Origin of the sequence: Actinoplanes teichomyceticus ATCC 31121, assembly GCF_003711105.1 — a bacterium.
Taxonomy (GTDB): Bacteria; Actinomycetota; Actinomycetes; order Mycobacteriales; family Micromonosporaceae; genus Actinoplanes; species Actinoplanes teichomyceticus.
The window spans coordinates 4,865,781-4,888,062 of record NZ_CP023865.1; the positions used below are offsets into that span (position 1 = coordinate 4,865,781).

The 22,282-nt window shown below is 72.5% G+C and carries 22 protein-coding genes and 1 pseudogene; 6 read left to right on the plus strand and 17 right to left on the minus strand.

Features of this window, described 5'->3' with window-relative positions; translation table 11 throughout:
• Positions 1-65: 65 nt before the first annotated feature.
• Genes ACTEI_RS21490 through ACTEI_RS21500 form a run of 3 tightly spaced genes read left to right on the plus strand, consistent with a single transcriptional unit; the run spans position 66 to position 2,954 of the window.
• Positions 66-782, plus strand: a complete 717-nt coding sequence (locus tag ACTEI_RS21490; RefSeq protein WP_122979285.1) for a TetR/AcrR family transcriptional regulator — start codon at positions 66-68, stop codon at positions 780-782.
• The gene (locus ACTEI_RS21495) at positions 779-2,563 is read left to right on the plus strand and encodes an AMP-dependent synthetase/ligase (RefSeq protein WP_122979286.1); all 1,785 of its coding nucleotides are present in this window, start codon (positions 779-781) and stop codon (positions 2,561-2,563) included. The genes ACTEI_RS21490 and ACTEI_RS21495 overlap by 4 nt, the downstream gene beginning before the upstream one ends.
• A gap of 10 nt (positions 2,564-2,573) precedes the next feature.
• Positions 2,574-2,954, plus strand: a complete 381-nt coding sequence (locus tag ACTEI_RS21500) for a VOC family protein (RefSeq protein ID WP_122979287.1) — start codon at positions 2,574-2,576, stop codon at positions 2,952-2,954.
• Between the two features lie 6 nt (positions 2,955-2,960).
• Here the strand turns inward: ACTEI_RS21500 and ACTEI_RS21505 are convergent, their stop codons facing one another.
• The 3 genes from ACTEI_RS21505 to ACTEI_RS21520 form a co-directional block, all read right to left on the minus strand.
• Entirely contained in the window at positions 2,961-3,317 is a 357-nt protein-coding gene (locus ACTEI_RS21505; protein ID WP_122979288.1) for an STAS domain-containing protein, read from the minus strand.
• Complete coding sequence (locus tag ACTEI_RS21510) at positions 3,314-4,144, minus strand: ATP-binding protein (RefSeq protein WP_122979289.1); 831 nt, start codon at positions 4,142-4,144, stop codon at positions 3,314-3,316. Before ACTEI_RS21510 ends, ACTEI_RS21505 begins: the two co-directional genes overlap by 4 nt.
• Before the next feature lie 450 nt (positions 4,145-4,594).
• Positions 4,595-7,357 (minus strand): DEAD/DEAH box helicase, encoded by a 2,763-nt coding sequence (locus tag ACTEI_RS21520; RefSeq protein WP_122979291.1) that lies wholly within the window; start codon positions 7,355-7,357, stop codon positions 4,595-4,597.
• A gap of 86 nt (positions 7,358-7,443) precedes the next feature.
• Here ACTEI_RS21520 and ACTEI_RS21525 point away from each other — a divergent pair, with 86 nt between their 5' ends.
• Complete coding sequence (locus tag ACTEI_RS21525) at positions 7,444-8,169, plus strand: HAD family hydrolase (protein ID WP_122979292.1); 726 nt, start codon at positions 7,444-7,446, stop codon at positions 8,167-8,169.
• Positions 8,170-8,193: 24 nt separating this feature from the next.
• Here the strand turns inward: ACTEI_RS21525 and ACTEI_RS21530 are convergent, their stop codons facing one another.
• From ACTEI_RS21530 to ACTEI_RS21560, 7 genes are all read right to left on the minus strand, one after another.
• On the minus strand, positions 8,194-8,388 hold the full coding sequence (locus ACTEI_RS21530) for a hypothetical protein (RefSeq protein WP_122979293.1): 195 nt from the start codon (positions 8,386-8,388) through the stop codon (positions 8,194-8,196).
• Positions 8,389-8,430: 42 nt separating this feature from the next.
• Positions 8,431-9,399: a diacylglycerol/lipid kinase family protein gene (locus ACTEI_RS21535; protein ID WP_122979294.1), complete on the minus strand. Its 969-nt coding sequence runs from the start codon at positions 9,397-9,399 to the stop codon at positions 8,431-8,433.
• 532 nt (positions 9,400-9,931) lie between these two features.
• Positions 9,932-10,897: a twin-arginine translocase subunit TatC gene (gene tatC, locus ACTEI_RS21540; protein ID WP_122979295.1), complete on the minus strand. Its 966-nt coding sequence runs from the start codon at positions 10,895-10,897 to the stop codon at positions 9,932-9,934.
• A gap of 9 nt (positions 10,898-10,906) precedes the next feature.
• Positions 10,907-11,257: a Sec-independent protein translocase subunit TatA gene (gene tatA / locus ACTEI_RS21545; RefSeq protein ID WP_122979296.1), complete on the minus strand. Its 351-nt coding sequence runs from the start codon at positions 11,255-11,257 to the stop codon at positions 10,907-10,909.
• A gap of 135 nt (positions 11,258-11,392) precedes the next feature.
• Positions 11,393-11,635 carry a hypothetical protein gene (locus ACTEI_RS21550; protein WP_122979297.1) on the minus strand — a complete coding sequence of 81 codons (243 nt, stop codon included), beginning with the start codon at positions 11,633-11,635 and terminating at the stop codon, positions 11,393-11,395.
• Between the two features lie 15 nt (positions 11,636-11,650).
• Complete coding sequence (locus ACTEI_RS21555) at positions 11,651-12,640, minus strand: helix-turn-helix transcriptional regulator (protein WP_122979298.1); 990 nt, start codon at positions 12,638-12,640, stop codon at positions 11,651-11,653.
• A complete protein-coding gene (locus ACTEI_RS21560; protein ID WP_122979299.1) occupies positions 12,637-13,632 on the minus strand; it encodes a helix-turn-helix transcriptional regulator in 996 nt (331 codons plus the stop codon). The genes ACTEI_RS21555 and ACTEI_RS21560 overlap by 4 nt, the downstream gene beginning before the upstream one ends.
• A 106-nt stretch (positions 13,633-13,738) precedes the next feature.
• Between ACTEI_RS21560 and ACTEI_RS21565 the strand changes: the two are divergent.
• Together ACTEI_RS21565 and ACTEI_RS21570 are read left to right on the plus strand one after the other, a co-directional pair.
• Positions 13,739-14,597 (plus strand): annotated as a pseudogene (locus tag ACTEI_RS21565) (cation diffusion facilitator family transporter).
• 10 nt (positions 14,598-14,607) lie between these two features.
• Complete coding sequence (locus tag ACTEI_RS21570; RefSeq protein WP_122979300.1) at positions 14,608-15,693, plus strand: DUF3866 family protein; 1,086 nt, start codon at positions 14,608-14,610, stop codon at positions 15,691-15,693.
• A gap of 25 nt (positions 15,694-15,718) precedes the next feature.
• Here the strand turns inward: ACTEI_RS21570 and ACTEI_RS21575 are convergent, their stop codons facing one another.
• The 7 genes from ACTEI_RS21575 to dop all read right to left on the minus strand — a co-directional run bounded on the left by ACTEI_RS21575 (position 15,719) and on the right by dop (position 22,274).
• A complete protein-coding gene (locus tag ACTEI_RS21575) occupies positions 15,719-16,369 on the minus strand; it encodes an O-methyltransferase (protein ID WP_187645993.1) in 651 nt (216 codons plus the stop codon).
• A gap of 278 nt (positions 16,370-16,647) precedes the next feature.
• Positions 16,648-16,842 carry a hypothetical protein gene (locus tag ACTEI_RS21580; protein ID WP_122979301.1) on the minus strand — a complete coding sequence of 65 codons (195 nt, stop codon included), beginning with the start codon at positions 16,840-16,842 and terminating at the stop codon, positions 16,648-16,650.
• Between the two features lie 114 nt (positions 16,843-16,956).
• Positions 16,957-18,315, minus strand: a complete 1,359-nt coding sequence (gene pafA, locus ACTEI_RS21585; RefSeq protein WP_122979302.1) for a Pup--protein ligase — start codon at positions 18,313-18,315, stop codon at positions 16,957-16,959.
• A 278-nt stretch (positions 18,316-18,593) separates the two neighbouring features.
• The gene (prcA, locus tag ACTEI_RS21590) at positions 18,594-19,421 is read right to left on the minus strand and encodes a proteasome subunit alpha (RefSeq protein ID WP_122979303.1); all 828 of its coding nucleotides are present in this window, start codon (positions 19,419-19,421) and stop codon (positions 18,594-18,596) included.
• 32 nt (positions 19,422-19,453) lie between these two features.
• Positions 19,454-20,296, minus strand: coding sequence for a proteasome subunit beta (prcB, locus tag ACTEI_RS21595; RefSeq protein ID WP_122979304.1), 843 nt, complete (start codon positions 20,294-20,296; stop codon positions 19,454-19,456).
• A gap of 146 nt (positions 20,297-20,442) precedes the next feature.
• Positions 20,443-20,658: a ubiquitin-like protein Pup gene (locus ACTEI_RS21600; protein ID WP_122979305.1), complete on the minus strand. Its 216-nt coding sequence runs from the start codon at positions 20,656-20,658 to the stop codon at positions 20,443-20,445.
• A gap of 98 nt (positions 20,659-20,756) precedes the next feature.
• Complete coding sequence (gene dop, locus ACTEI_RS21605) at positions 20,757-22,274, minus strand: depupylase/deamidase Dop (RefSeq protein WP_122979306.1); 1,518 nt, start codon at positions 22,272-22,274, stop codon at positions 20,757-20,759.
• Between the last annotated feature and the right edge of the window lie 8 nt (positions 22,275-22,282).

A 22,282-nucleotide genomic window follows, 5' to 3' on the forward strand; every position in this document is an offset into this window, starting at 1 on the left:
CGGCGAGGACTTGTCGGGTGACGCGGGAACGCCGTGGGAAGATTGGAGTAACAAAGCGTACTCAGATGGGACCGCCCGTGCCGGACCGGATCGCCAGCGGCGTCGTCTTCACGACCCCCGCGTCGCTGCCGCGCGGCCGCCACGAGCTCAGCCGCGCCCAGGTGGTCGCCGCGCAGCGGGAGCGGATGCTGATCGCGGCCACCGAGCTGCTCGCCGGTCGGGGTTACCGCGGTTTCGGGGTGCGCGAGATCTGCGCGCGGGCGGCGGTGTCCCGGGCCGCGTTCTACGACTGCTTCGCCGACAAGGACGCCTGCGTCTACGCCGCGTACGACCGGTTCATCGAGGTGTTTCTGGAGCGGCTGGCCGACGATGCCGGGACGGCCGGCGACTGGGCCGGCGTGGTCGGCGGCTTCGTCACGGCGTACCTGGCGACCCTGGAACGCGACCGGGTCACGGCCCGCGCCTTCCAGGTGGAGATGGACGCGCTGGGGCGGCCGGCCCGGCAGCGGCGCCGCCAGGCCATCGAACGGCTCGCCGGTTTCGTCCACGACATGTACGAGCGCCGGTTCGCCGGCGACGCGCCGGGCGCCCCGCTGAGCGCCTACATCGGCGCGATCTACGCCCTGCGCCAGATCGCGTCGGACGCCCTGGACAGCGGCGACTCACCGGACCTGCGGTCGCTGGCGCCGGAACTGACCGCCTGGCTGTCCCGGATGATCGTGACCGACAGCACCGGGCGGCCGCCCGCCGCCCCGCCCGAGGAAGGCAGCCCCACCCGATGACGCAGACCTGCACCGCGCCCCCGGCCGAGGAAGCCGTCCTGGCCGAGCTGCGCGAGCACGCGCCGGCCTCGTTCGGGGCGATGTTCCTGGACCGGACGGCCGCGCAGCCGCGCGAGGTGGCCTACCTGCGCCCCGGACCGGACGGCTGGCAGAGCCGGACCTGGGCGCAGACCGCGCAGGCGGTCACCGAGATCGCCGCCGGTCTGCTGGCCCTCGGTCTGCGGCCGGAGGACCGGGTCGCGATCGCCGCCGGCACCCGGGTGGAGTGGATCGAGGCGGACTTCGGCGTGATGTGCGCCGGCGGCGCCACCACCACGGTCTATCCGTCCTCCTCGCCGGAGGAGGTCGCGCACATCCTGACCGACTCGGGCAGCCGGTTCGCCGTCGCCGAGGACCCGTCGCACCTCACCAGGCTGCTGTTCGCCGGCACGCCGGTGGAGCAGGTGGTGCTGATCGACGGCGACGCCCCGGACGACCCGCGGGTGCGCACCCTCGCCGCGCTGCGCGCGCTCGGCCACGACGAGCTGCGTGAGCGGCCCGGCCTCGTCGAGGACGCCACCGCCCGGGTACGACCCGAGCACCTGGCCACCCTGATCTACACCTCCGGGACCACGGGCCTGCCCAAGGGCGTCCGGGTCGCGCACTCCGCCTGGATCTATCAGGGCCTGGCGATCCGGGCGATGGGCATCCTGCACTCCGACGACCTGGCGTATCTCTGGCTGCCGCTGTCCCACGCATTCGGCAAGGCGCTGCTGAGCTGCCAGCTGTCGGTGGGCTTCCCGTTCGCGGTGGACGGCGACGTCAGCCGGATCGTGCAGCGGCTCGGCGAGGTGCGGCCGACGATCATGCCCGCCGTACCGCGGATCTTCGAGAAGGTCTACGCCGCGGTGAGCGCCGCCACCGGCGTACAGCGAAGGCTGTTGAACTGGGCGATCGGCGTCGCCGACCGGCGCCGGTCGGGCCTGCGCTACCGGATCGCCGACCGCCTGGTCCTGGCGAAGGTCCGGGCCCGGTTCGGCGGCCGGATGCGGTTCTTCATCTCCGGCGCCGCCGCGCTCTCCCCGGACATCGCCCGCTGGTTCGACGCGATCGGCCTGCCGATCGCCGAGGGGTACGGCCTCACCGAGTCGTGCGCCACCACGGTCTTCAACCGGCCGGACCGCCCGGAGTACGGCACCGTGGGCATGCCGTTGGCCGGCACCCGGGTGCGGATCGCCGACGACGGCGAGATCCTGCTGCGCGGCCCGGGCCTGATGGCGGGCTACCACGGCCTGGACTCCGATGCGGTGCTGGCCGGCGGCTGGCTGCACACCGGCGACATCGGCGAGATCACCCCGGGCGGGTCGCTGCGGATCACCGACCGCAAGAAGGACCTGATCAAGACGTCGAACGGCAAGTACGTCGCGCCGCAGTCGATCGAGGCCCGGTTCAAGGCGATCTGCCCGCTCGCCGGCCAGTTCGTGGTGCACGGCGAGAACCGCAAGTACATCACCGCGCTGATCGACCTCGACCCGGACGAGGCGCGCCGGTGGGCCGCCGCGCACGGCCTCGACGGTGTCACGCACGCCGAGATCGCCGGCTCGGCCGACTTGCGCGAGACCCTCCAGGGGTACGTCGACCAGCTCAACACCACGCTCAACAGCTGGGAGACGATCAAGAGGTTCGCCGTTCTGGACCACCCGCTGAGCATCGAGAGCGGCGAGCTCACCTCCTCGCTGAAACTGCGCCGCCGGGTGATCGAGGAGCGCTACCGCCCGGTACTGGACGATCTGTACACGTAACATCGGTTTCATGCATCGAAGCCGGTTGTACGGATTGTTCATCGACACCCCGGAGGGCCACGCCGACGGGGTCAGCCACTTCTGGGCAGCGGCGCTCGGCGGCACCGTCCAGCCGGTCCCCGAGGAGCCCGAGTTCACCCGGATCGCCGGCGCCTTCCCCGGCCTGGCGATCGACGTGCAGGCGGTGCACGACACCGCCCGCTACCACGTCGACATCGAGACCGACAACGTGGACGCGGAGACCGCCCGGCTGCTGGCCCTGGGCGCTGAGGTGATCACCGACCACGGTGGCCACAAGATCCTGCGAGCGCCGGGCGGCCACCTGCTCTGCGTCGTGCCGGTGCAGAGCGCCGAACACTTCTTCGCCACCGAGGCGCGGGTCTGGGCGTAGGCCGGGCTAGTCCAGCCGGAACAGCTCGCCCGCCCGCGTCGCGCGCAGCAGCCAGCGCAGGTGGGGCTGCGGGTTGCGCAGGTGGCAGGTGGCGTCCCGGGCGCCGGCCACGGTGCGTGCGGCGACCAGCATCCGCAGGCCGGCCGCGTCGCAGAAGTCCACCTGACCCACGTCGATGTGGATCTGCCGGACCGGCCGGGCCGGGCCGAGCAGGTCGTACACCCGGGTCAGGTCGTAGAGCTGGGTCTGCAGGGCGGCCACCGACATGGCGTCCAGGCTGCCGTGCAACTGGATCATCAGCCGGTCGCCCTGCCGCGCGCCGGCGATCCGGGTTCCCGCGAAGGCGGGCTGGTCCGGCCTCATGACGGCGCCGCCGGCCGGTCACGCAGGATCGCCCACACCAGTTTCCCGCCCCGGGCCGGCATCGCGCCCCACTCCGACGCCGCCGCGGCCACGATGCGCAGACCCAACCCGCGTTCGAGGAGCGCGGGCCCGAGCGGCCCGGGCACCGGGTCGCGCACCCGCGGCATCGCCGGGTCACCGTCGTACACCGCCAGGTGCAGGGCCGTCGCCGCGCCCTCCCCGCGCGGGGACACGATCACCTCGAGGTCGGTGCCGGCGTGCTCGGCGGCGTTCACCACCAGCTCCGAGGCGACCAGCCGGCCCCGCTGGCTCAGGTGCGGCAGCTCCCATCCCCGGCAGGCGTCGCTGACCAGCGACCGGGCCAGCGACGCGGCGGCCGGGTCGGGCGGCAGGGCCAGATGCATCCGGTCGATCAGCGGGCGCCGGTGGGTCAGCGCGGTCCGGGCCTGGTCGGCCGACGCGTACGTCACCAGCCAGTCGCGGGCGCCGAGCTGCCGCAGCCGGCGCGCGAGCGGGGCCGTCGCCGCCAGGCAGACCGCGATCGCGATCGGCGGCTGCAGCGCGGCGCCCTGCGCGCACAGGGTGAGCCAGAGCGGCGCGCTGACCGCGCGCGGGTCGCTCAGCCGGTGCAGGTCGACGACCATGCCGGTGGGGTGCTCGGCCAGGCACTTGTCCAGCACGGCACGGGCCTGCCAGGACAGCTGCCGGTCCCAGGGCCCGCACACGGTCACCTCGACGACCGCGGTGTCCGGGTCGATGACGGCACGCACGGACTCCTGCCGTACGTCCCCGAACCACCCGATCAGATGCGGCGAGCCCGCGACCATGTCCCCTTCTTCCGGCGATCGCACTCAACGACATCGATACCGCCGCCGCAATTCTTGATTTGTCCGGAAGGCACCGTCAACGCAGATTCACCATGCGCCGATGATCGTAAGTCGTGATCCGGCTCGCCGAGCCGCGGGCGAGCCCGCGACCACCGGCGTCCAGGGCGCCGGCACGGCCGTGACCCGGCCCGCAGTCGGCGCGGCGGCCGCCGGACCGCACGACACCGGCACGGCCGTGACCCGGCCCGCCCGACCGCAGTCGAACGCCGCAACCACCGGACCGCACGACACCGGCACGGCCGTGACCCGGCCCGCCCGACCGCGGCCACCGGACTCCAGGGCACCGGCACGGCGGCGCCGCCGGGCCGCGGTGACCGGCGCGGACGCGGCCCCGGCCACCCCGCCGCGCCCCGCGACTGCCTTTCTGCCGCGCCGGCGCGGTCCGCATCCTCAGAGGCCGCTGTGGTAGACCAGGACCCCCCGGTTGACCGCGTTGATCGCCTTGCGGGCGGTCTCCTTGACGCTGGGCGACGCCGCCGACGCCTCCTTGATCTGGCCGAGCAGGTCGAGCACCTGCCGCGCCCACCGGACGAAGTCGCCGGCCGGCATGTCGGCGTCGTACTGGTGCCCGCTGGCCAGCACCCGCGCCAGCGGTTCGCCCCGGGCCCAGCGGTACATCGGCCAGACGAACCCCGGGTCGGGCTCGCGGGTCAGCGACAGGCCGTGCTCGCTCTCGTCGGCGGCGATCTCCCCCCACAGCTTGGCGCACGCATCGACGGCCGCGGTGATCGGGCCCTTCGGCACCGACGCGCGGTCCTCGCCCTCCCGGCGCGACTCATAGAGCACCATGGACACCGCGGCGGCCAGCTCCTCCGGGTCCAGACCGTCCCAGACGCCCTGCCGGATGCACTCGGCGACCAGCAGGTCCGCCTCCGACCAGATCCGGCCCAGCATCCGGCCGGCCTCGGAGACCTCGCCGTCGCCGGAGAGATAGCCACGGGCCGTCAGCACCGCGCACACCTGGTCGAACGTGCGGGCCAGCGACCCGGTCCGGCCGGCCACCTTGTCCCGCAGCGCGTCGGTGTCCCGCTGCAGCCGGTGCCGTCGTTCGGCCCAGCGGGCGTGCTCCTCCCGCTCCGGGCAGGCGTGGCACGGGTGCTGCCGCAACTGCACCTTGAGCAGCGCGATCTCGGCGTCCTCACCCGGGTTGCCGCGGCTGCGGCCACCCCGGCGGCGGTCCGGGTGCCGGTCCAGCCCGGTCGCGCTGATCTGCGCGGCCAGGTCGCGGCGGGCGCCCGGGGAGCGGTGGTTGAAGTTCTTCGGCACCCGCACCCGGGTCAGCGCCTCCACCTCGCCACCGAAGTCGGCCGGGCTGACCCGGCCGGCCCAGCGGTCCTGGGTGAGCACCAGCGGGCGGGGCTCGCCGAACCCGCTGGCGGCCGGTTCGAGAACGACGGCCAGTCCGGCCCGGCGGCCCTGCGGGACCCGGATCACGTCGCCGACGCGCAGCCGCTCCAGCGACGACACGGCGGCCGAGCGGCGCTGGGCGACCCCCTGCCGGGCGAGCGCCTTCTCCCGGTCGGCGATCGCCACCCGGATCGCGAAGTACTCGTCGAAGTCGCCGTGGTGGCAGGCGGCGTCCTCGCCGTACGTCTGCATGGTCTCGACGTTGCGCTGCACCTGCCGGGCCAGGCCGACCACCGAGCGGTCCGCCTGGAACTGCGCGAACGACGACTCGAGCAGCTCACGCGACTTGTCCGCGCCCACCGTGCCGACCAGGTTGACCGCCATGTTGTACGACGGGCGGAACGACGACCGCAGCGGATAGGTCCGGGTGGACGCCAGGCCGGCCACGTGCCGCGGGTCCACCTCGGGACTCCAGAGCACCACCGCGTGCCCCTCGACGTCGATGCCGCGCCGCCCCGCCCGGCCGGTGAGCTGGGTGTACTCCCCCGGGGTCAGGTCGACGTGGGCCTCGCCGTTGAACTTGACCAGGCGTTCCAGCACCACGCACCGGGCCGGCATGTTGATGCCCAGCGCCAGCGTCTCGGTGGCGAAGACCGCCTTGACCAGGCCGTTGACGAAGCACTCCTCGACCGCCTCCTTGAAGGCGGGCAGCATCCCGGCGTGGTGCGCGGCGATGCCCCGCTCCAGCCCGTCGAGCCACTCCCAGTAGCCCAGCACGGACAGGTCCTCGGCGGGGATGCCGGCCACCTTGGCCGCCGCGATCCGCCGGATCTCGGCGCGCTCCTCGACGTCGGTCAGCCGCAGGCCGGCGCCGAGACACTGCTGGACCGCGGCGTCGCAGCCGGCCCGGCTGAAGATGAACAGGATGGCCGGCAGCAGCCCGGCGCGCTCCAGCCGGTCGACCACTTCCGGCCGGGGCGGCGGCTGCCAGCGCCGGCCACGGTTGTTGCCGCGCCCGTTCCACCCCCCGGCCCGCTCGCCCAGGTCGAGGCGGCGCTCCATCTCCCGGGTGTAGCGCAGCAGTTCCGGGTGCACGTCGTGTTTGCGGGCCGCGTCGGCGTCGTGGAACAGGTCGAACATCCGGCGGCCGACCAGCATGTGCTGCCAGAGCGGGACCGGCCGGTGCTCGCTGACCACCACCTCGGTCTCGCCGCGGACGGTGACCAGCCAGTCGGCGAACTCCTCGTAGTTGCTGACCGTGGCGGACAGCGAGACCAGGGTCACCGAGGCGGGCAGGTGAATGATCACCTCTTCCCAGACCGCGCCGCGGAACCGGTCGGCGAGGTAGTGCACCTCGTCCATCACCACGTAGGCGAGGTTCTTCAGCTGGCTGGAGCCGGCGTAGAGCATGTTGCGCAGCACCTCGGTGGTCATCACCACCACCGGCGCGTCGCCGTTGATCGCGTTGTCGCCGGTGAGCAGGCCGACCTTGTCCGGGCCGTAGCGCTCCACCAGGTCGTGGAACTTCTGGTTGGACAGCGCCTTGATCGGAGTGGTGTAGAAGCACTTGCGCTCGCCGGATCGCAGGGCCAGGTGCACGGCGAACTCGCCGACGACCGTCTTGCCCGCGCCGGTCGGCGCGCACACCAGCACGCCGTTGCCGCGTTCCAGGACCTCGCACGCCTGCCGCTGGAAGTCGTCCAGGTCGAAACCGATGTCGAGCATGAAGTCGTCGAGCGCCGGGAACTCGGCGACTCGCGCCGCCCGCCGCTTGGATGCCGCATACCGTTCGGCGGGACTCGTCATGAGCACAAGGCTAGTTCGCCGGTATGACAATGTGCGACACGGTAGTGGCCGTCGGGAGCGTCGAGCGGCATCGGTAAGGTGCACGAGTGCCGCAGACCCCCGAACCTCCCCCGTCCGCGCGGCTCGTGGACGCCGTGCTGTTCGACTTCCACGGCACTCTCGCCCAGGTGGAAGACCCGGTGACCTGGGTCGTCGCGGCCGCCGCGGCCTGCGGCGCCGAGCTGGAGCGGGCCAGGGCGACGATCCTGGCCGACCGGCTGGTCAGCGCCGGGCGAGCCGGCGGCCCGCTGCCGCACCGGGTGCCGCCGCAGCTGGCCGAGCACTGGGCCGACCGGGACCTGTACGCGCACAGCCACCGCGCCGCCTACACCGGCCTGGCCGCGACGGTGCACACCGACGTGCCGGGACTGGCCGACGCGCTCTACGACCGGCTGCTGGTGCCGGATGGCTGGCTGCCCTACCCGGACACCGAGCCGACGCTGCGCCGGCTGCACGACGCCGGGATCAAGGTGGCCGTGGTCAGCAACATCGGTTTCGACATCCGGCCGCACTTCGCGCACTGGGGGCTGGACGGGCTGGTCGACGCGTTCGCGCTCAGCTACGAGCTGGGCCGGACCAAACCCGATCCGGCGATCTTCCTGCAGGCCTGCGGGATGCTGGGCGTCGACCCCGCGCGCACGTTGATGGTGGGCGACACGCCGGCCGACGCGGGCGCGGTCCGGGCCGGCTGCGCCGCCCTGGTGCTGCCGGCCGCGGAACCGGGGCGGGTCAACGGGCTGGGCGCGACCCTCGCGCTCGCCGGCTGCGCCTGACGCCCGGGCCCGCGGCTGCGGGCGTCACAGGTAGCGGTCGAGGATGGTGCCGCGCCGGCCGCGCTTGGCGACGGACTCGGTGGCCGCCGCGCCGGCGCCGGGCTCGGGGCTGGCCGCCGCCTGCGCCATCGCCTTGAAGGCCTGGCGGGCGTTGCCGAGGACGGACGAGGCCATCGAGGCCATCGAGGACGCGTTGCCGGACACCGTGTTCATCGCCATGCCCTCAGGTTCGCCCCGTTCCCGGGGAATCTGACCCCGGGCTCACCGGAGCAACCGGATCGCACCCGGCACACACGTCAAGTCCAGTGGCAGCGGGCCGAGCCGCTCGCCGTCCGCGTAGCCGACGATGCCGTCCGCGCGGATCCGCACCTGCCGGGCGCGCAGCACGGTGACCCGCGGGTCGGTGACGTGCGTGCCGTGCCGCAGGCGCGGCTTGAGCCGGGTCAGCCCGGCCCGGCCCAGCCGGCTCGCCCAGATCACGTCGAGCAGCCCGTCCGCCGGGTCGGCGTCCGGCAGGATGCGCATCCCGCCGCCGTAGCTGGCGGCGTTGCCGACCGCGACGATCTCCGCCGCGACGCTCCGGGGCACCCCGTCGATCTCCAGCCGGTAGGCGCGCGCCCGCAGCCGGGCGAGCTCCAGCACGATGGCCAGGTCGTAGCGGCGCGGGCCGCGCGGCCAGGGCATCCGGTTCGCGCGGTCGTTGACCAGGGCGTCGAACCCGGCCGCCAGGACCGCGCAGAACCAGCGTTCCCGGCCGGTCACGTCCACCGCCAGGACCGCGTCGACCCGCTGGTCACGGCCCGCGGCCAGGGCCGCGGCGATCCCTGCCGCGGCGTCCAGCGGATTTCCCGGTACGTCCACCGCGCCCGCGAAGTCGTTCCCGGTCCCCGCCGGGACCACGCCGAACCCGACCGGCTGCCCCGCGGCGGCCTGCAGCGCCCGGTGCACGGTGCCGTCGCCGCCGACCGCGACCAGCGCCACCGCCCCGTCCGCGACGGCCTGCCGGCAGGCACGCTCGGCCGCCGTCCCGCTGTCGGCCGCCAGCAGCCGCACCGGATGCCCGGCGGCGCCCAGCGATTGCAGTACGCCGGGTAGCAGACCGCGGTGCCGGCCGCGCCCCGCCCGGGGGTTGGCCAGCACCGCGATGAAGTGGCTCGTCACAGCCGCGAAGAATACCGGGACCACGATCAGCGGCGGAATTGACGATCCTGCCGGAATGGCGATCCACATATCGGTCACCCGCCGGTGAAAGGCTGGGCATTTTTCCACGGCCTGCAGACGTCGGTCCTGGTTCGGGCACACCGTGAACCGGACGACCGGGTGGGACGAGCTGCCGACACGCTGGATGCCGCAATCCGAAGCCGACCCGTTGCCGTCGACGGTTCCCGTCGCACCGCTCCGCGGCTCGTAGCGCACCAGGAACGTAGCGGACATCGTGCCGCACATCGCCAGGACTTTTGCGGCGACGACCGTGATGAATGCAGCGTAACGTTTCTCCGAATCGCCCGCTCCTCGACCGGGAAGCGTCGAAACGCAATGGTCCATGTGAATGCCGGGGTGCGGGAGACAGTTTGCAGCCCCGCTCACGGGTCATCACCGATCGATCCGTGGGGGGCGCCGCTGCGAGAAGCGCGCACCGCGGTTTCCGGCGACCGGGCCGAAGCACATGCGCCCGCCCGTGGTTCCGCGACGGCAACCGAAAACGTGCCCTGTCAGGAAACCCTGACAGGGCACGTCCGTGGTCGTTCGGCGGTGCTCGCCCCTAGGTCATGTCGTCGAAGCGGCGCTCCAGCGGCCGGGGCGTCTCGACCGGGGCCGGCGCCTCGACCGGCGTCGGCGCGGCGATCGGGTCGGAGGCGCCGACCGGGACGCGCTCCTCCTCCAGCGTGGAGATCGCGTCGTCGTCGAGGCCCTCGTAGAGCTCCTTGCCGACACCCTTGCGCTTGTCGTTCAGGAACGCCACACCGACCGCGATGAAGTACAGCAGCGCCATGCACGCGGCCAGCAGCGTCATGCCGAACGGGCCCGGGTCCGGGGTCGCGACGGCGGCGAACGCGAAGGACAGGAAGACCACCGCACGCCACCAGCTGAGCAGGCGACGGGCCGTGACCACGCCGGTGAAGTTCAGCATGAGCAGGATCAGCGGGAACTCGAACGCCGCGCCGAACAGCAGGATCATCGTGGTGACGAAACCGATGTACGCGGTGACCTCGAGCTGCTGCGACGACTGCAGGACACCGGCCGTCATGATGAATTCCAGGCTGTGCTGGACGACGAAGTAGGCCAGCACCGCCCCGCCCATGAACAGCGGCGCAGCGATCGCCACGAAGACGTACGCCCACTTGCGCTCGTGCCGGTGCAGGCCCGGCGCGATGAACGCCCAGAGTTGGTAGAGCCAGACCGGAGCGCCGACGACCAGGCCGACCCAGAGCGCCAGCTTGAGCTTGATGATCAGACCGTCGGTGGCGGCGAGCGTCAGGTACTTGCACTCCAGGTCGCCCTGGTTGTTCGGCACCCACGAGGTGTCGAGCGCGCAGTACGGCCCGCTGAGCAGGTCGAACACCCAGTCGGAGATGATGAAGCCGACGATGAGGCCGCCCACGATGCCCAGCGAGGCGACGAACAGCCGGTTACGCAGTTCCCGGACGTGCTCGATGAGCGTCATCGAGCCGTCGGCGGCCTGCTCGAACTTGCTGGGCCCCCGGTTGCGGCGCAGGCTCAGTGCCATCGACCCGGGTCAGCGGTCGTTGGTGCGCTGCACCGGGTCGACGTAGGGCTGGGCCGGCGGCTGCTGCGGCTGCTGGTAACCGGGCTGGGGCTGCTGGTAGCCCGGCTGGGGCTGCTGGTAACCCGGCTGCTGGTAGCCGGGCTGCTGGACGTCGCCCTGCAGCGGCTGGCGCGAGTACTGCGCGTCGGCCTTCTCCGCCAGGTTGTCCTTGTCGTCATCGACGAGGCCCTTGGTCTCCGCCTTGATGATCCGCAGCGAGCGCCCGAGGGAGCGCGCCGCGTCCGGCAGCCGTTTCGCGCCGAACAGCAGCACGAGCACGACGACGAGAACGATGATGTGCCATGGCTTGAGGGCGCCCATGGGATGACTCCAGTCGGTCGGATCAGGTTGCGGGTCCATCGTACGTGTCAATTCCGGCAATGGAGCACGCTGGAACTCGCGAGATTCTTACGCATCGGCTTTACGTCCCGGACAACGGGGCGGGAACACCGCAGTTCACCTGCCGAGCGCGGCCTGGATCCGTTCCACCTGCTCCTGAGCCCGACCGGCGCGCTGCTGCAGGCCCAGCACGGTCTGCTCCAGCCGGGCGGCGCCGGCCTGCAGCCGCATCGCCTCCTCCTGCCGGCGTTGCAGCCGGCCGGCCGCCCGGCGCAGCTCGGACAACCGCCCCAGCAACCGCACGGCGGCGGAGGCCAGGATGAACACCGCGATCGCCACCACGGCGATCCAGACCCACATCAACACGGCGTCACCCTATCGGCCCGGCGCCGGATCCGCCGCGAGCGTGTGCGGCGCGGCGTACTGGTCCAGGGCGGCGTCCGCCGCCGCGCGGATCTGCTGGACCAGCTCCGGCGGCCCGACCACGGTCACGTCGCGGCCCAGCCCGACCAGCAGGCGCTGCGCCCAGCCCAGGTCGGTGACCCGCATGGTGACCAGCCACTCGCCGGGCTCCTTGACCACCTGCTCGACCGGGTAGTACTCGGTGATCCACCGGCCGCCGCGGCCCACCCGCAGGGTGACCAGCGGGAGGTCCGGGCCGGGCCGGAAGACGCCCGCGCTGACGTCGTGCGGGACCGCCTCGACCGGTGGCCGGGACGGCTCGTCCAGCTCGGTGAACGCGTCGATCCGGTCCATCCGGAACAGCCTGGTCGCCTCCACCCGCCGGCACCAGGCCTCCAGGTAGGCGAACGTGCCGACGGTCAGCATCCGCATCGGGTCGACCACGCGTTCGGTGGTCTCGTCCCGGGCGGCGGTGTAATACGTCAGCCGCAACGCGTGCCCGGAGTCCACCGCCGCCCGGACCGCGGCCAGCTTCTCCTGGTTCGCGGGCAGTTTCACGGCGACCGGGGGGTCCGCCAGATCGCCGGCCGCGCTCTCGATCTTGGCGAGGGCCCGCTCGATCGCGTCCCGGGCGCCGATCCCCGGCGTCTCGGCGAGCATCCGCAGCGCCACCACCAGGGCCAGCGCCTCGTCCTGGTTGAGCCGCAGCGGTTTGTCGATGCCGGCGTCGTGGCTGATCGTGACGCGATCGCCGTCGAACGCCATGTCGATCAGGTCGCCCGGGCCGTACCCGGGCAGCCCGCACACCCAGAGCAGCTCCAGGTCCTCGCGCAGCTGCTTCGGGGTGATGTTCAGGTCGGCGGCCGCCTCGGCGATCAGGATTCCCGGCCGCGCCAGCAGATACGGCACCAGGTTGAGCAGGCGGCCCAGGCGGTCGGCGGACGGGGTGCGCGGGGTGCTCACTCGGCCACCGCCGCGACGCTCCGGTCGTGTCGCACGGCGAGGTCCTTGAGCTGCTGGATGACCGCGTCACGCAGCTCCGGCGGGCCGTCGGCGCGGGCGTCCGCGCCGTACCCGGCGATGCGCGCGGCCAGCCACTCCGGATCGCCGTACGAGATGGTCAGCCGATCGCCGTCCGGCCCGGCGAGGATCTCCTCGGCCATCCGGCGCAGCCCGGCGGCCCGGCCGGGGCGGACGGTGACCGTGGCGCGGCCGTTGCGGGCGATCGGTCCGGAGCTGCGCGCCACGTGCTTGATCAGGTCCGGGTCCGCGGGCGGGGCGAACGCGCCCGGCCGGCCCACCGCGCGCACGTCGCCGACGATCCGGGACAGCCGGAAGCAGCGGGCCGCGTCCCGGTCCCGGTCGTGGCCGACCACGTACCACCGGCCGCGCCAGCAGACCACGCCCCACGGCTCCAGGCGGCGGGCGCTGGGCTCGTCGACCTCGGGCACCCGATACCGGAAGGTCACCGCGCGGCGCTCCCGGGCGGCCACGGTCAGCGGGCCGAACGCCGGGTCGACGGTGACCACCGGCTCCACCCCGAGGGTGGCCTGCGGATCCACCTCGACGCCTGCGGCGCGCAGCTTGGCCAGCCCGCTGGACGCGGCGGCGGCCAGCCCGGCGTGCTGCCAGAGCCGCGCGGCGATGCCCACCGCGGCGGCCTCGTCCGGTTCGAGCAGGATGTCGGGCAGCGCGTACTCCCGCTGGGCGATGCGGTAGCCGGGCTCCTGGTCGAAGATGCTCGCGGTGCCGGTCTCCAGGGGGACGCCCAGTTCACGCAGCTCGGCCTTGTCCCGCTCGAACTTGCGTTGGAAGGCTTCGTGGTCCCGGGGGTCCGCCGGGTCGTGCTCGTAACCGGGCACGGTCGCGGCGATCTGCGCGGCGGTCAGGAACCGCCGCGTGGACAACAGGCAGATCACCAGGTTCACCAGGCGCTCGGTACGAGTGCGCGACACGACAGGAAACCTAGCAGCCCGAAGTTCCCACCGTTATTCGTGACCTCGGTTGGGAACGTTGGCTGCCGTGACGATCGCACCCGAGCCCCGGACGGCTCCCATCGGACTGCCCGACACCGGCCCGCGCGCGCCGACCGAGAGCGTCGGCACGGTCATCCTGGCCGGCCTCGCCAACCTGGCCATCGCGGCGGCGAAGCTGGTCGCCGGCCTGCTCTCCGGCTCGGCGGCGATGCTTCCGAGGCCGCGCACTCGTTCGCCGACACGGTGACCGAGATCTTCCTGTATGTCGCTTCGCGGCGCGGCGGACGACCGGCGGACGAGGAACACCCGTTCGGGTACGGCAAGGAGAGCTGGCCTCCTACCTCGTGCTGGCGGTCTCGTTCGTCGCCGAGGGCGCCTCCTTCCTCAAGGCCCGCCGGCAGGTCCGCGGCGAGTCACGCCGGTGGCGGACCACGCCGCAGCGGTTCCTGCGGCTCACCCCGGACACCACCGTCAAGGCGGCGTTCTTCGAGGACTCGACGGCGCTGGTCGGCCTGCTGCTGGCCGGCGCCGGGCTGGGCCTGACCCAGCTCACCGGCCTTCAGGTGTGGGACGGGGTGGCCTCGATCCTGATCGGCTGCCTGCTGCTGGCGGTCGCCTCGGTGCTGGCCCGCAGCAACGTGTCGCTGCTGGGCGGCCGGGCGGTGCCGCGCCGGGTGCACAACCAGATCGCCGCCGACCTCAGGTCGATCCCGGTGGTGACCGCGGTGCCGACACTGCTGACCATGCAGATGGGGCCGGGCGACATCCTGGTCGCGGCCCGCGTCGACCTCGCCGACGACGTGCCGGGCCGGCAGATCGAGGCCGCCTCGGACGAGGCCGAGCGGCGGCTGCGGGAGCGGTTCCCGGAGATCCGGTACGTCTTCCTCGACCCGACCCGCGGCGTGCCGGGACGCGACCACATCGACGGCGGCGTGGACCGATAGGGTCGCGGCCATGGTGCGGTGGCGGTCGGGAACGGTGCTTTCGGTACGCCGGAGCTGGCGGGGCGCCGCCGAACTGGACGTGGCCACGGACGACGGGCCGGTGCGCGCGCTCGCCTACCCCGGGCTGGTCGGTGAGCCGCAACCCGGCGACCGGGTGCTGCTCAACGTCGGCGCGCTGGTGATGGGTCTGGGCACCGGCGGGTACGCCCTGGTGGTGGCCCTGCCCGACCGGCTGCCCGCGGACCCGGCCGACGACGGGACCACCCGCGACCGCGGGCACCTGGTCAAGGCCCGCTACACCCCGCTGCAGCCGATCCTGCTGGGCGTGGACGAGGAGGCCTCCCCGTACCGGGAGGTGATGGCCGCGGCCGAGTCGCTCGACGGGATGCCGGTGGTGACCGCGGACCTGCACTCCGCGCTGCCGGCGATCCTGGCCGGGGTGCACGCCGACCGGCCGGACGCCCGGGTGGCGTACGTGATGACCGACGGCGGGGCGTTGCCGGCCTGGTTCTCCCGCACGCTGGACGGGCTGTCCGGGCACCTGTGCGGGACCGTGACCACCGGGCAGGCGTTCGGCGGGGACCTGGAGGCCGGCACGGTGCACACCGGGCTGCTGGCCGCGCGTCACGTGCTGCACGCGGACGTGGCCGTCGTCGCGCAGGGACCGGGGAACCTCGGCACCGGCACCACGTGGGGGTTCTCCGGGGTGGCGCTCGGCGAGGCGATCAACGCGATCGGGGTGCTCGGCGGCCGGCCGGTCGGGTCGCTGCGGATCTCCGCCGGGGACGGGCGGCCCCGGCACCGCGGGGTCTCGCACCACAGCCTCACCGCGTACGGGCGGGTCGCGCTGACCGGCGCGGACCTGCCGGTGCCGGAGGGACTCGAGGCCGCCCTGGCCGCCGAGGTGGACGCGGCGCTCGCCCCGCTCGCCGCCCGGCACCGGATCGTCCGCGTCCCGGCCGCCGGCCTGGGCGAGGCGCTGCGGGCCTGCCCGGTGCCGCTGTCGACGATGGGCCGCAAGCTGGACCAGGACTACGGGTACTTCCTGGCCGCGGCGGCGGCCGGGCGGCACGCCGCGACGCTGCTGGCCACCTGACGCCCCCGGCCCATCGCCGGCGTCGCTAATCCCGCTTGCGGACCAGGGTGACCCCGTCGCGGACCGGCAGCATCACCGCCTCGACCCGCTCGTCGCCCACGATGCGGTCGTTGAGCTCGGCGATCGCCCGGTCCGCGGGGACGGTGGGGTGCAGCACCCGCCCGCCGCGCAGCACGTTGTCCAGAGCCATCAGCCCGCCCGGGCGCAGGCGGGGGACCAGCTCCTCGTAGTACGCCGGGTAACCGATCTTGTCGGCGTCCACGAACGCGAAGTCGATCACCGGGTCCGGGGCGAGCGCCTGCAGCGTCTCGATGGCCGGCGCCAGCCTGAGCTCGATGCCGCCGGCCAGACCCGCCCGGGCCCAGTAGCGGCGGGCCACCGCGGTCCATTCCGGAGAGACGTCGCAGGCCAGCAGCTTGCCGCCGGGCTGCAGGCCGCGGGCGATGCAGATCGAGGAGTAGCCGGTGAAGACGCCGACCTCGACCGCGTACCGTGCCCCGGTCAGCCGGACCAGCATGGTCAGCAGCGCGCCCTCGTCCGGGCTGATCTGCATCCCGGCGTCCTCCGGGGGCAGCGCCTCGCGGGTCTCCGCCGCGAGGTCCCGCAGGACCTCGTCCGCCGGTGTGCAGTGCGCGAGCACGTAGTCGCCGATGCCCGGCCCAAGGATCTCCGTCATACCTGGCAGCCTCCCGTAAACCGTGCGGGCCCGCAGCGCTTCGGGCGCGGGCCGCGCGCCCATGCCGTGCGGCCGCCTCCGGACCGGGGAGGCCGCGCGTCGTTCCATCATGATCGGGTCAGGCGACGGCCGGCGACGGCCGGAGGGGCGGTTGCCGGGTGCCGCTGAGGTCGCCGCTCGCCGGGCGAGCGGGTGACGCGTCGGCTGCCGCGGACGAGGTCGCCGAACGCCTCCGGACGATCAGGGGACACGCTGTCCCGGGACGGTCAGATCGCGGGTCACCTGGTGATGATCAGGTAGAGCCAGCCCGCGAGGATCAGGCCGAGAACCGTCGCCATCAGCCACGTCGGGACGATGTGCCGGCCGGTGCGGGCCTGCTGGACATCCCTGCGGATGCGGTCGCGGCGGCGCTCGACCCGGCTCTTGCGGATGTTGTCGTCGGGGCCGGGGCGGCCTGGTGCGGGCGTCGTCATAGCCCGGCCAGCCTAAACCCCCGCCCCGCTCCGCTGCTCAGCGGTCGGCAAGCCCGGCCCGGCGGGCTCACCGGCCCGCCGCGCTCAGGACCCACCGTGCCGGCGACCGGGCCGTCACATGCTGGCGATCAGCCGGTCCACCCGCTCGTCGTAGGCCCGGAACGGGTCCTTGCACAGCACGGTGCGCTGCGCCTGGTCGTTGAGCTTCAGGTGCACCCAGTCCACGGTGAAGTCGCGGCGCTTCTCCTGGGCGTGCTTGATGAACTCGCCGCGCAGCCGCGCCCGGGTGGTCTGCGGCGGCGTCTCCTTCGCCTCGAAGATCTGCAGGTCGTTGGCGATCCGGTCGACCTGCTTGCGCTTCTCCATCAGAGCGTAGAGGCCGCGGCCACGGCGCACGTCGTGGTACGCCAGGTCGAGCTGGGCGATCCGCGGATGCGACATCGGGATCTCGTGCTTGGCCTGGTAACGCTCGATCAGCTTGTACTTGCTCACCCAGTCGATCTCGCGGGCGACCGGGTCGAGGTCGCCGCTCTCGATCGCGTTGAGCACCCGGCCCCACAGCTCGACGACGCGCTTGGCGACCGGGTCGCCGCCGCGGCGCTCGACGAACTCGGTGGCCTTCGCCAGGTACTCCTGCTGGATCTCCAGCGCGGAGACCTCCTTGTTGTTCGCCAGCCGGATCTTGCGGCGGCCGGTGATGTCATGGCTGACCTCGCGGATCGCCCGGATCGGATTCTCCAGCGACAGGTCGCGCATCACCACGCCGGCCTCGATCATGCGCAGCACGATGTCCGCGCTGCCCACCTTGAGCAGCGTGGTGACCTCGTTCATGTTGGAGTCGCCGACGATCACGTGGAGCCGGCGGTAGCGCTCCGCGTCGGCGTGCGGCTCGTCGCGGGTGTTGATGATCGGCCGGGAGCGGGTGGTGGCGCTGGAGACGCCCTCCCAGATGTGCTCGGCACGCTGGGAGAGGCAGAACACCGCGCCGCGCGGGGTCTGCAGCACCTTGCCGGCGCCGCAGATCAGCTGCCGGGTGACCAGGAACGGGATCAGCACGTCGGCCAGCCGCCCGAACTCGCCGTGCCGGCTGACCAGGTAGTTCTCGTGGCAGCCGTACGAGTTGCCGGCGGAGTCGGTGTTGTTCTTGAAGAGGTAGATCTCCCCCGCGATGCCCTCGTCGTGCAGGCGCTTCTCGGCGTCGACGAGCAGGCCTTCCAGGATCCGTTCGCCGGCCCGGTCGTGGGCGACCAGGTCGGTGACGGAGTCGCACTCGGGGGTGGCGTACTCCGGGTGGGAACCGACGTCGAGGTAGAGGCGGGCGCCGTTACGCAGGAAGACGTTGCTGCTGCGTCCCCACGACACCACTCGGCGGAACAGGTAGCGGGCCACCTCGTCCGGCGACAGCCGCCGCTGCCCCCGATAGGTGCACGTGACTCCGTACTCGGTCTCGAGGCCGAAAATTCGCCGTTCCATGACGAAACACTAGCCGTATCCGAGTCGCATTGGCAGCACCACGAGGCCCCGGGAATCACGCTCTCTGTCGCGGACGGTGTGTGCGGGCACACCGAAAGCCACGGGTTTCCCGGCGGCGCGACGGCCGGGGACGGCGATGGCCGCCTCCGAGCCGGGGACGGCGACGGCCACGTCCGAGCCGGGGACCGACGACGGCCACGTCCGAGCCGGGGACCGACGACGCCCGCGTCCGAGCCGGAGGCGACGGGCGCGGCCCGCGGCCACGCCCGTCGCGCCGGTCACTCGGACTCCGCGCTCTTCTCCGGGGCGGCCGACTCGGTGTTCTCCGAGGCGGCCGACTCGGTGGGCTTGCTGTCGCCGTGCGCCGGCGGCGCCGCGTCGGTCTCGCCGAGGTCCGCGTCCGGCACCGACTGGTGCCCGAGCAGACTGGTCAGGGCCGCGTCGGCGATGCGCCGGAAGGTGCGGCCGGCGCGGCGGCGGTCCAGCACGGCGACCTCGAGCTGCTTGGCCTCGAGGGTGCGCGGCTGGCCGTTCTCCCCGCCGACGCTGCCCAGCGCCTCGGCGGCCAGGGCGAGCGCGGAGGGCAGGTCGGCGTTGACGTCGTGCCGCTCGCGCAGCACGTTCGAGATCGCCTCGGCCTGCCCGCCCATGGCCATGAAGCCGGGCTCGTCGAGCGCCGACCCGTCGTACATGATCCGGTAGAGCTCGTCCTGCTCCGGGCTGGCGCCCACCTGCGCGATGCAGATCTCCACCTCGTACGGCTTCTGGGTCTCCGAGAAGATCGCGCCGAGCGTCTGGGTGTACGCGTTGGCCAGCGCCCGCCCGGTGACGTCACGCCGGTCGTAGGTCAGACCGACCATGTCGGCCATCCGCACCCCGGCGCGGCGCAGGTTCTCGAACTCGTTGTAGCGGCCGACCGCGGCGAACGCGATCCGGTCGTAGATCTCGCTGATCTTGCGAAGGGTGGTGATGTTCTCGGCGACGAGCAGGATGCCGCCCTCGTACGACAGCACCACGGCCGAGCGGCCGCGGGCGATGCCCTTGCGGGCGTACTCCGAGCGGTCCCGCTGGACCTGCTCGGGTGATGCGTAGAACTGCATGGCCACGGGTGGCTACTCCTTCTCCTCCATCGTGCGGATCAACCGCCCGGGTTCTCCATGCGTCCGGAGACGACCTGCTCGGCCACCGCGGTGACCTCGGCGTCGCTGAGCCGGTTGGTGCCGTTGGCCGTGGCGGTCATCACCACCGGGTAGATCTTGCGGGTGAGGTCGGGCCCGCCGGTGGCGGTGTCGTCGTCCGCGGCGTCGTAGAGCGCCTCGACCGCGAGCCGGATGGCGTCCTCGGTGCCGACCCCTTCGCGGTACCTCTTCTTGAGCGCGGCCTTGGCGAACAGCGAGCCGGAGCCGATCGCCTCGTAGCCGGTCTCCTCGTAGAGGCCGCCGGCCACGTCGAAGCTGAAGATCCGCCCGGCGCGGGCCGGGTCGGCCGGCGCGAGGTCGAAGCCGGCGAAGAGCGGGACCACGGCCAGGCCCTGCATCGCCGCGCCCAGGTTGCCGCGGACCATCGCGGCCAGCCGGTTCGCCTTGCCGTCGAGCGAGAGCATGGCGCCCTCGGTCTTCTCGTAGTGTTCGAGCTCGACCTGGAACAGCCGGATCAGCTCGATGCCGATGCCGGCGGTGCCGGCGATGCCGATCAGCGAGTACGCATCGGCGGGGTGCACCTTCTTGATGTCCCGGCTGGCGATCAGGTTGCCCATGGTCGCCCGGCGGTCGCCGGCCATCACGACGCCCTCGGCGGTCGCGATGGCGACGATCGTGGTGCCGTGCGGCGCGACGTCGCCGGCGGACAGGCCGGGCGGCAGCGGGCGCCGGCCCGGCAGCAGCTCGGGGGCCGCCGCGCTCAGGAACTGCGTGAAGGAGGACGTCCCCGTGTTGAGAAAGATATCCGGTAGCCGCCCGGATGGATCAAAACCCGTCGCCACGTGGTTCCTTTCAGCTACGTGATCGCATCGGCACGGAAGAACTGCCGGTGCGGTTGAAGCACATTATCCCGATCTTGAGCGTCGTCCGTAAATGCCCGCCGGGCGTCCTTGCGGACGCCCGGCGGGCATTTGAACAGACATAACGGTCACTGACCGCCCTTTTGGACATACCCGCGGACGAACTCCTCCGCGTTCTCCTCCAGCACGGAGTCGATCTCGTCGAGCAGATCGTCGACGTCCTCGGTGATCTCCGCGTGCCGCTCGGCTACCTCCGGGTTGGCCTCAACGGTGACGTCCTCGATCTCCTCGTCGGCCCGGCCCTTGCCGGACTGCGACTGTCCACCGGTGTCTCGGGTTGCCATGGATGTCCCCCTTCTAGCCACCCGAAGTCCGCAACATCGGGTTGGGAAAAACCTACCTCGCGCCCGTGCCGAAACGACCCGTCGCAACGGGTGTTTTATCACCGACTCGTGATCACCTCGAGCAGGTCCTTCGCGCTCTCACAGGTGTCGAAGAGCGCGCCGACGTGCTTCCTGGTGCCGCGCTCGGGCTCCATCATCGGCACTCGGACCAGCGACTCCCGGCCGACGTCGAAGATCACCGAGTCCCAGCTGGCGGCGACCACTTCGGAGGCGTACTGCCCGAGGCAGCGGCCACGGAAGTAGGCCCGGGTGTCCTCCGGCGGCTCGTACATCGCGCGCTGGGTGTCGTCCGGATCCAGCAGCGTCTTCATCGAACCGCGGGCCACCAGGCGGTGGTAGAGGCCCTTCTCCGGGCGCACGTCGGCGTACTGCAGGTCGACCAGTTGCAGCTTGGGCGAGGACCAGTTCAGGTTCTCCCGCTCCCGGTAGCCCTCCAGCAGGCGCAGTTTCGCCACCCAGTCCAGGGTGTCCGAGCAGAGCATCGGGTCGCGGCCGAGCTTGTCCAGCGCGTCCTCCCAGCGCGCGAGCACGTCGCTGGTCTGCTCGTCGACGTCGCTTCCGTACCGCTGGTCGACGAACGCCCGGGCCCGCTCGTAGTACGCCCACTGCAGGTCCAGCGCGGTGAGCCGGCGGCCGTCGCGCAGCCGCATCAGGTGCTTGAGCGCCGGGTCGTGACTGACCGCCTTCAGCTCGCTGACCGGGTCGGCGATGCCGAGCTCGCCGGTGAACACCTTCTCCTCGATCATGTTGAGCACCAGGGCGGTGGTGCCGACCTTGAGGTAGGTGGCGATCTCCGAGAGGTTGGCGTCCCCGATGATCACGTGCAGCCGGCGGTACTTGTCGGCGTCGGCGTGCGGCTCGTCGCGGGTGTTGATGATCGGGCGCTTGAGGGTGGTCTCCAGGCCCACCTCGACCTCGAAGAAGTCGGCCCGGGAGGAGATCTGGAAACCCGAGCCGCTGCCGTCCTGCCCCAGGCCCACCCGGCCCACGCCGCAGAAGATCTGCCGGGTCACGAAGAACGGGGTGAGGTGGGCCACGATGTCGGCGAAGGCGGTCTGCCGGCGCATCAGGTAGTTCTCGTGCGAGCCGTACGAGGCGCCCTTGTTGTCGGTGTTGTTCTTGTACAGCTGGATGCGGTGCGAGCCGGGGATGGTGGCGGCGCGCCGGGACGCCTCGGCCATCACCCGCTCACCGGCCTTGTCCCACTTCACCACGTCCAGCGGGTTGGTGCACTCGGGGGTGCTGTACTCCGGGTGCGCGTGGTCGACGTAGAGCCGCGCGCCGTTGGTGAGTATCACGTTGGCCAGGCCCAGGTCCTCGTCGGCCAGGGCCTCGGCCGGGTCGTAATTGGCGCCCGAGTAGGTGAACCCGCGGGCGTCGCGCAGCGGGGACTCCTCCTCGTAGTCCCAGCGGGCCCGCTGCCCCCGGTTGAGCTCCGGGCGGGCGCCGTAGGCGTTGACCACCTGGGAGGACGTGACCATCGGATTGGCGCCAGGCTGACCGGGCACCGAAATGCCGTACTCGACCTCGGTTCCCATAATCCGTCGAACGCTCATGCGACCAC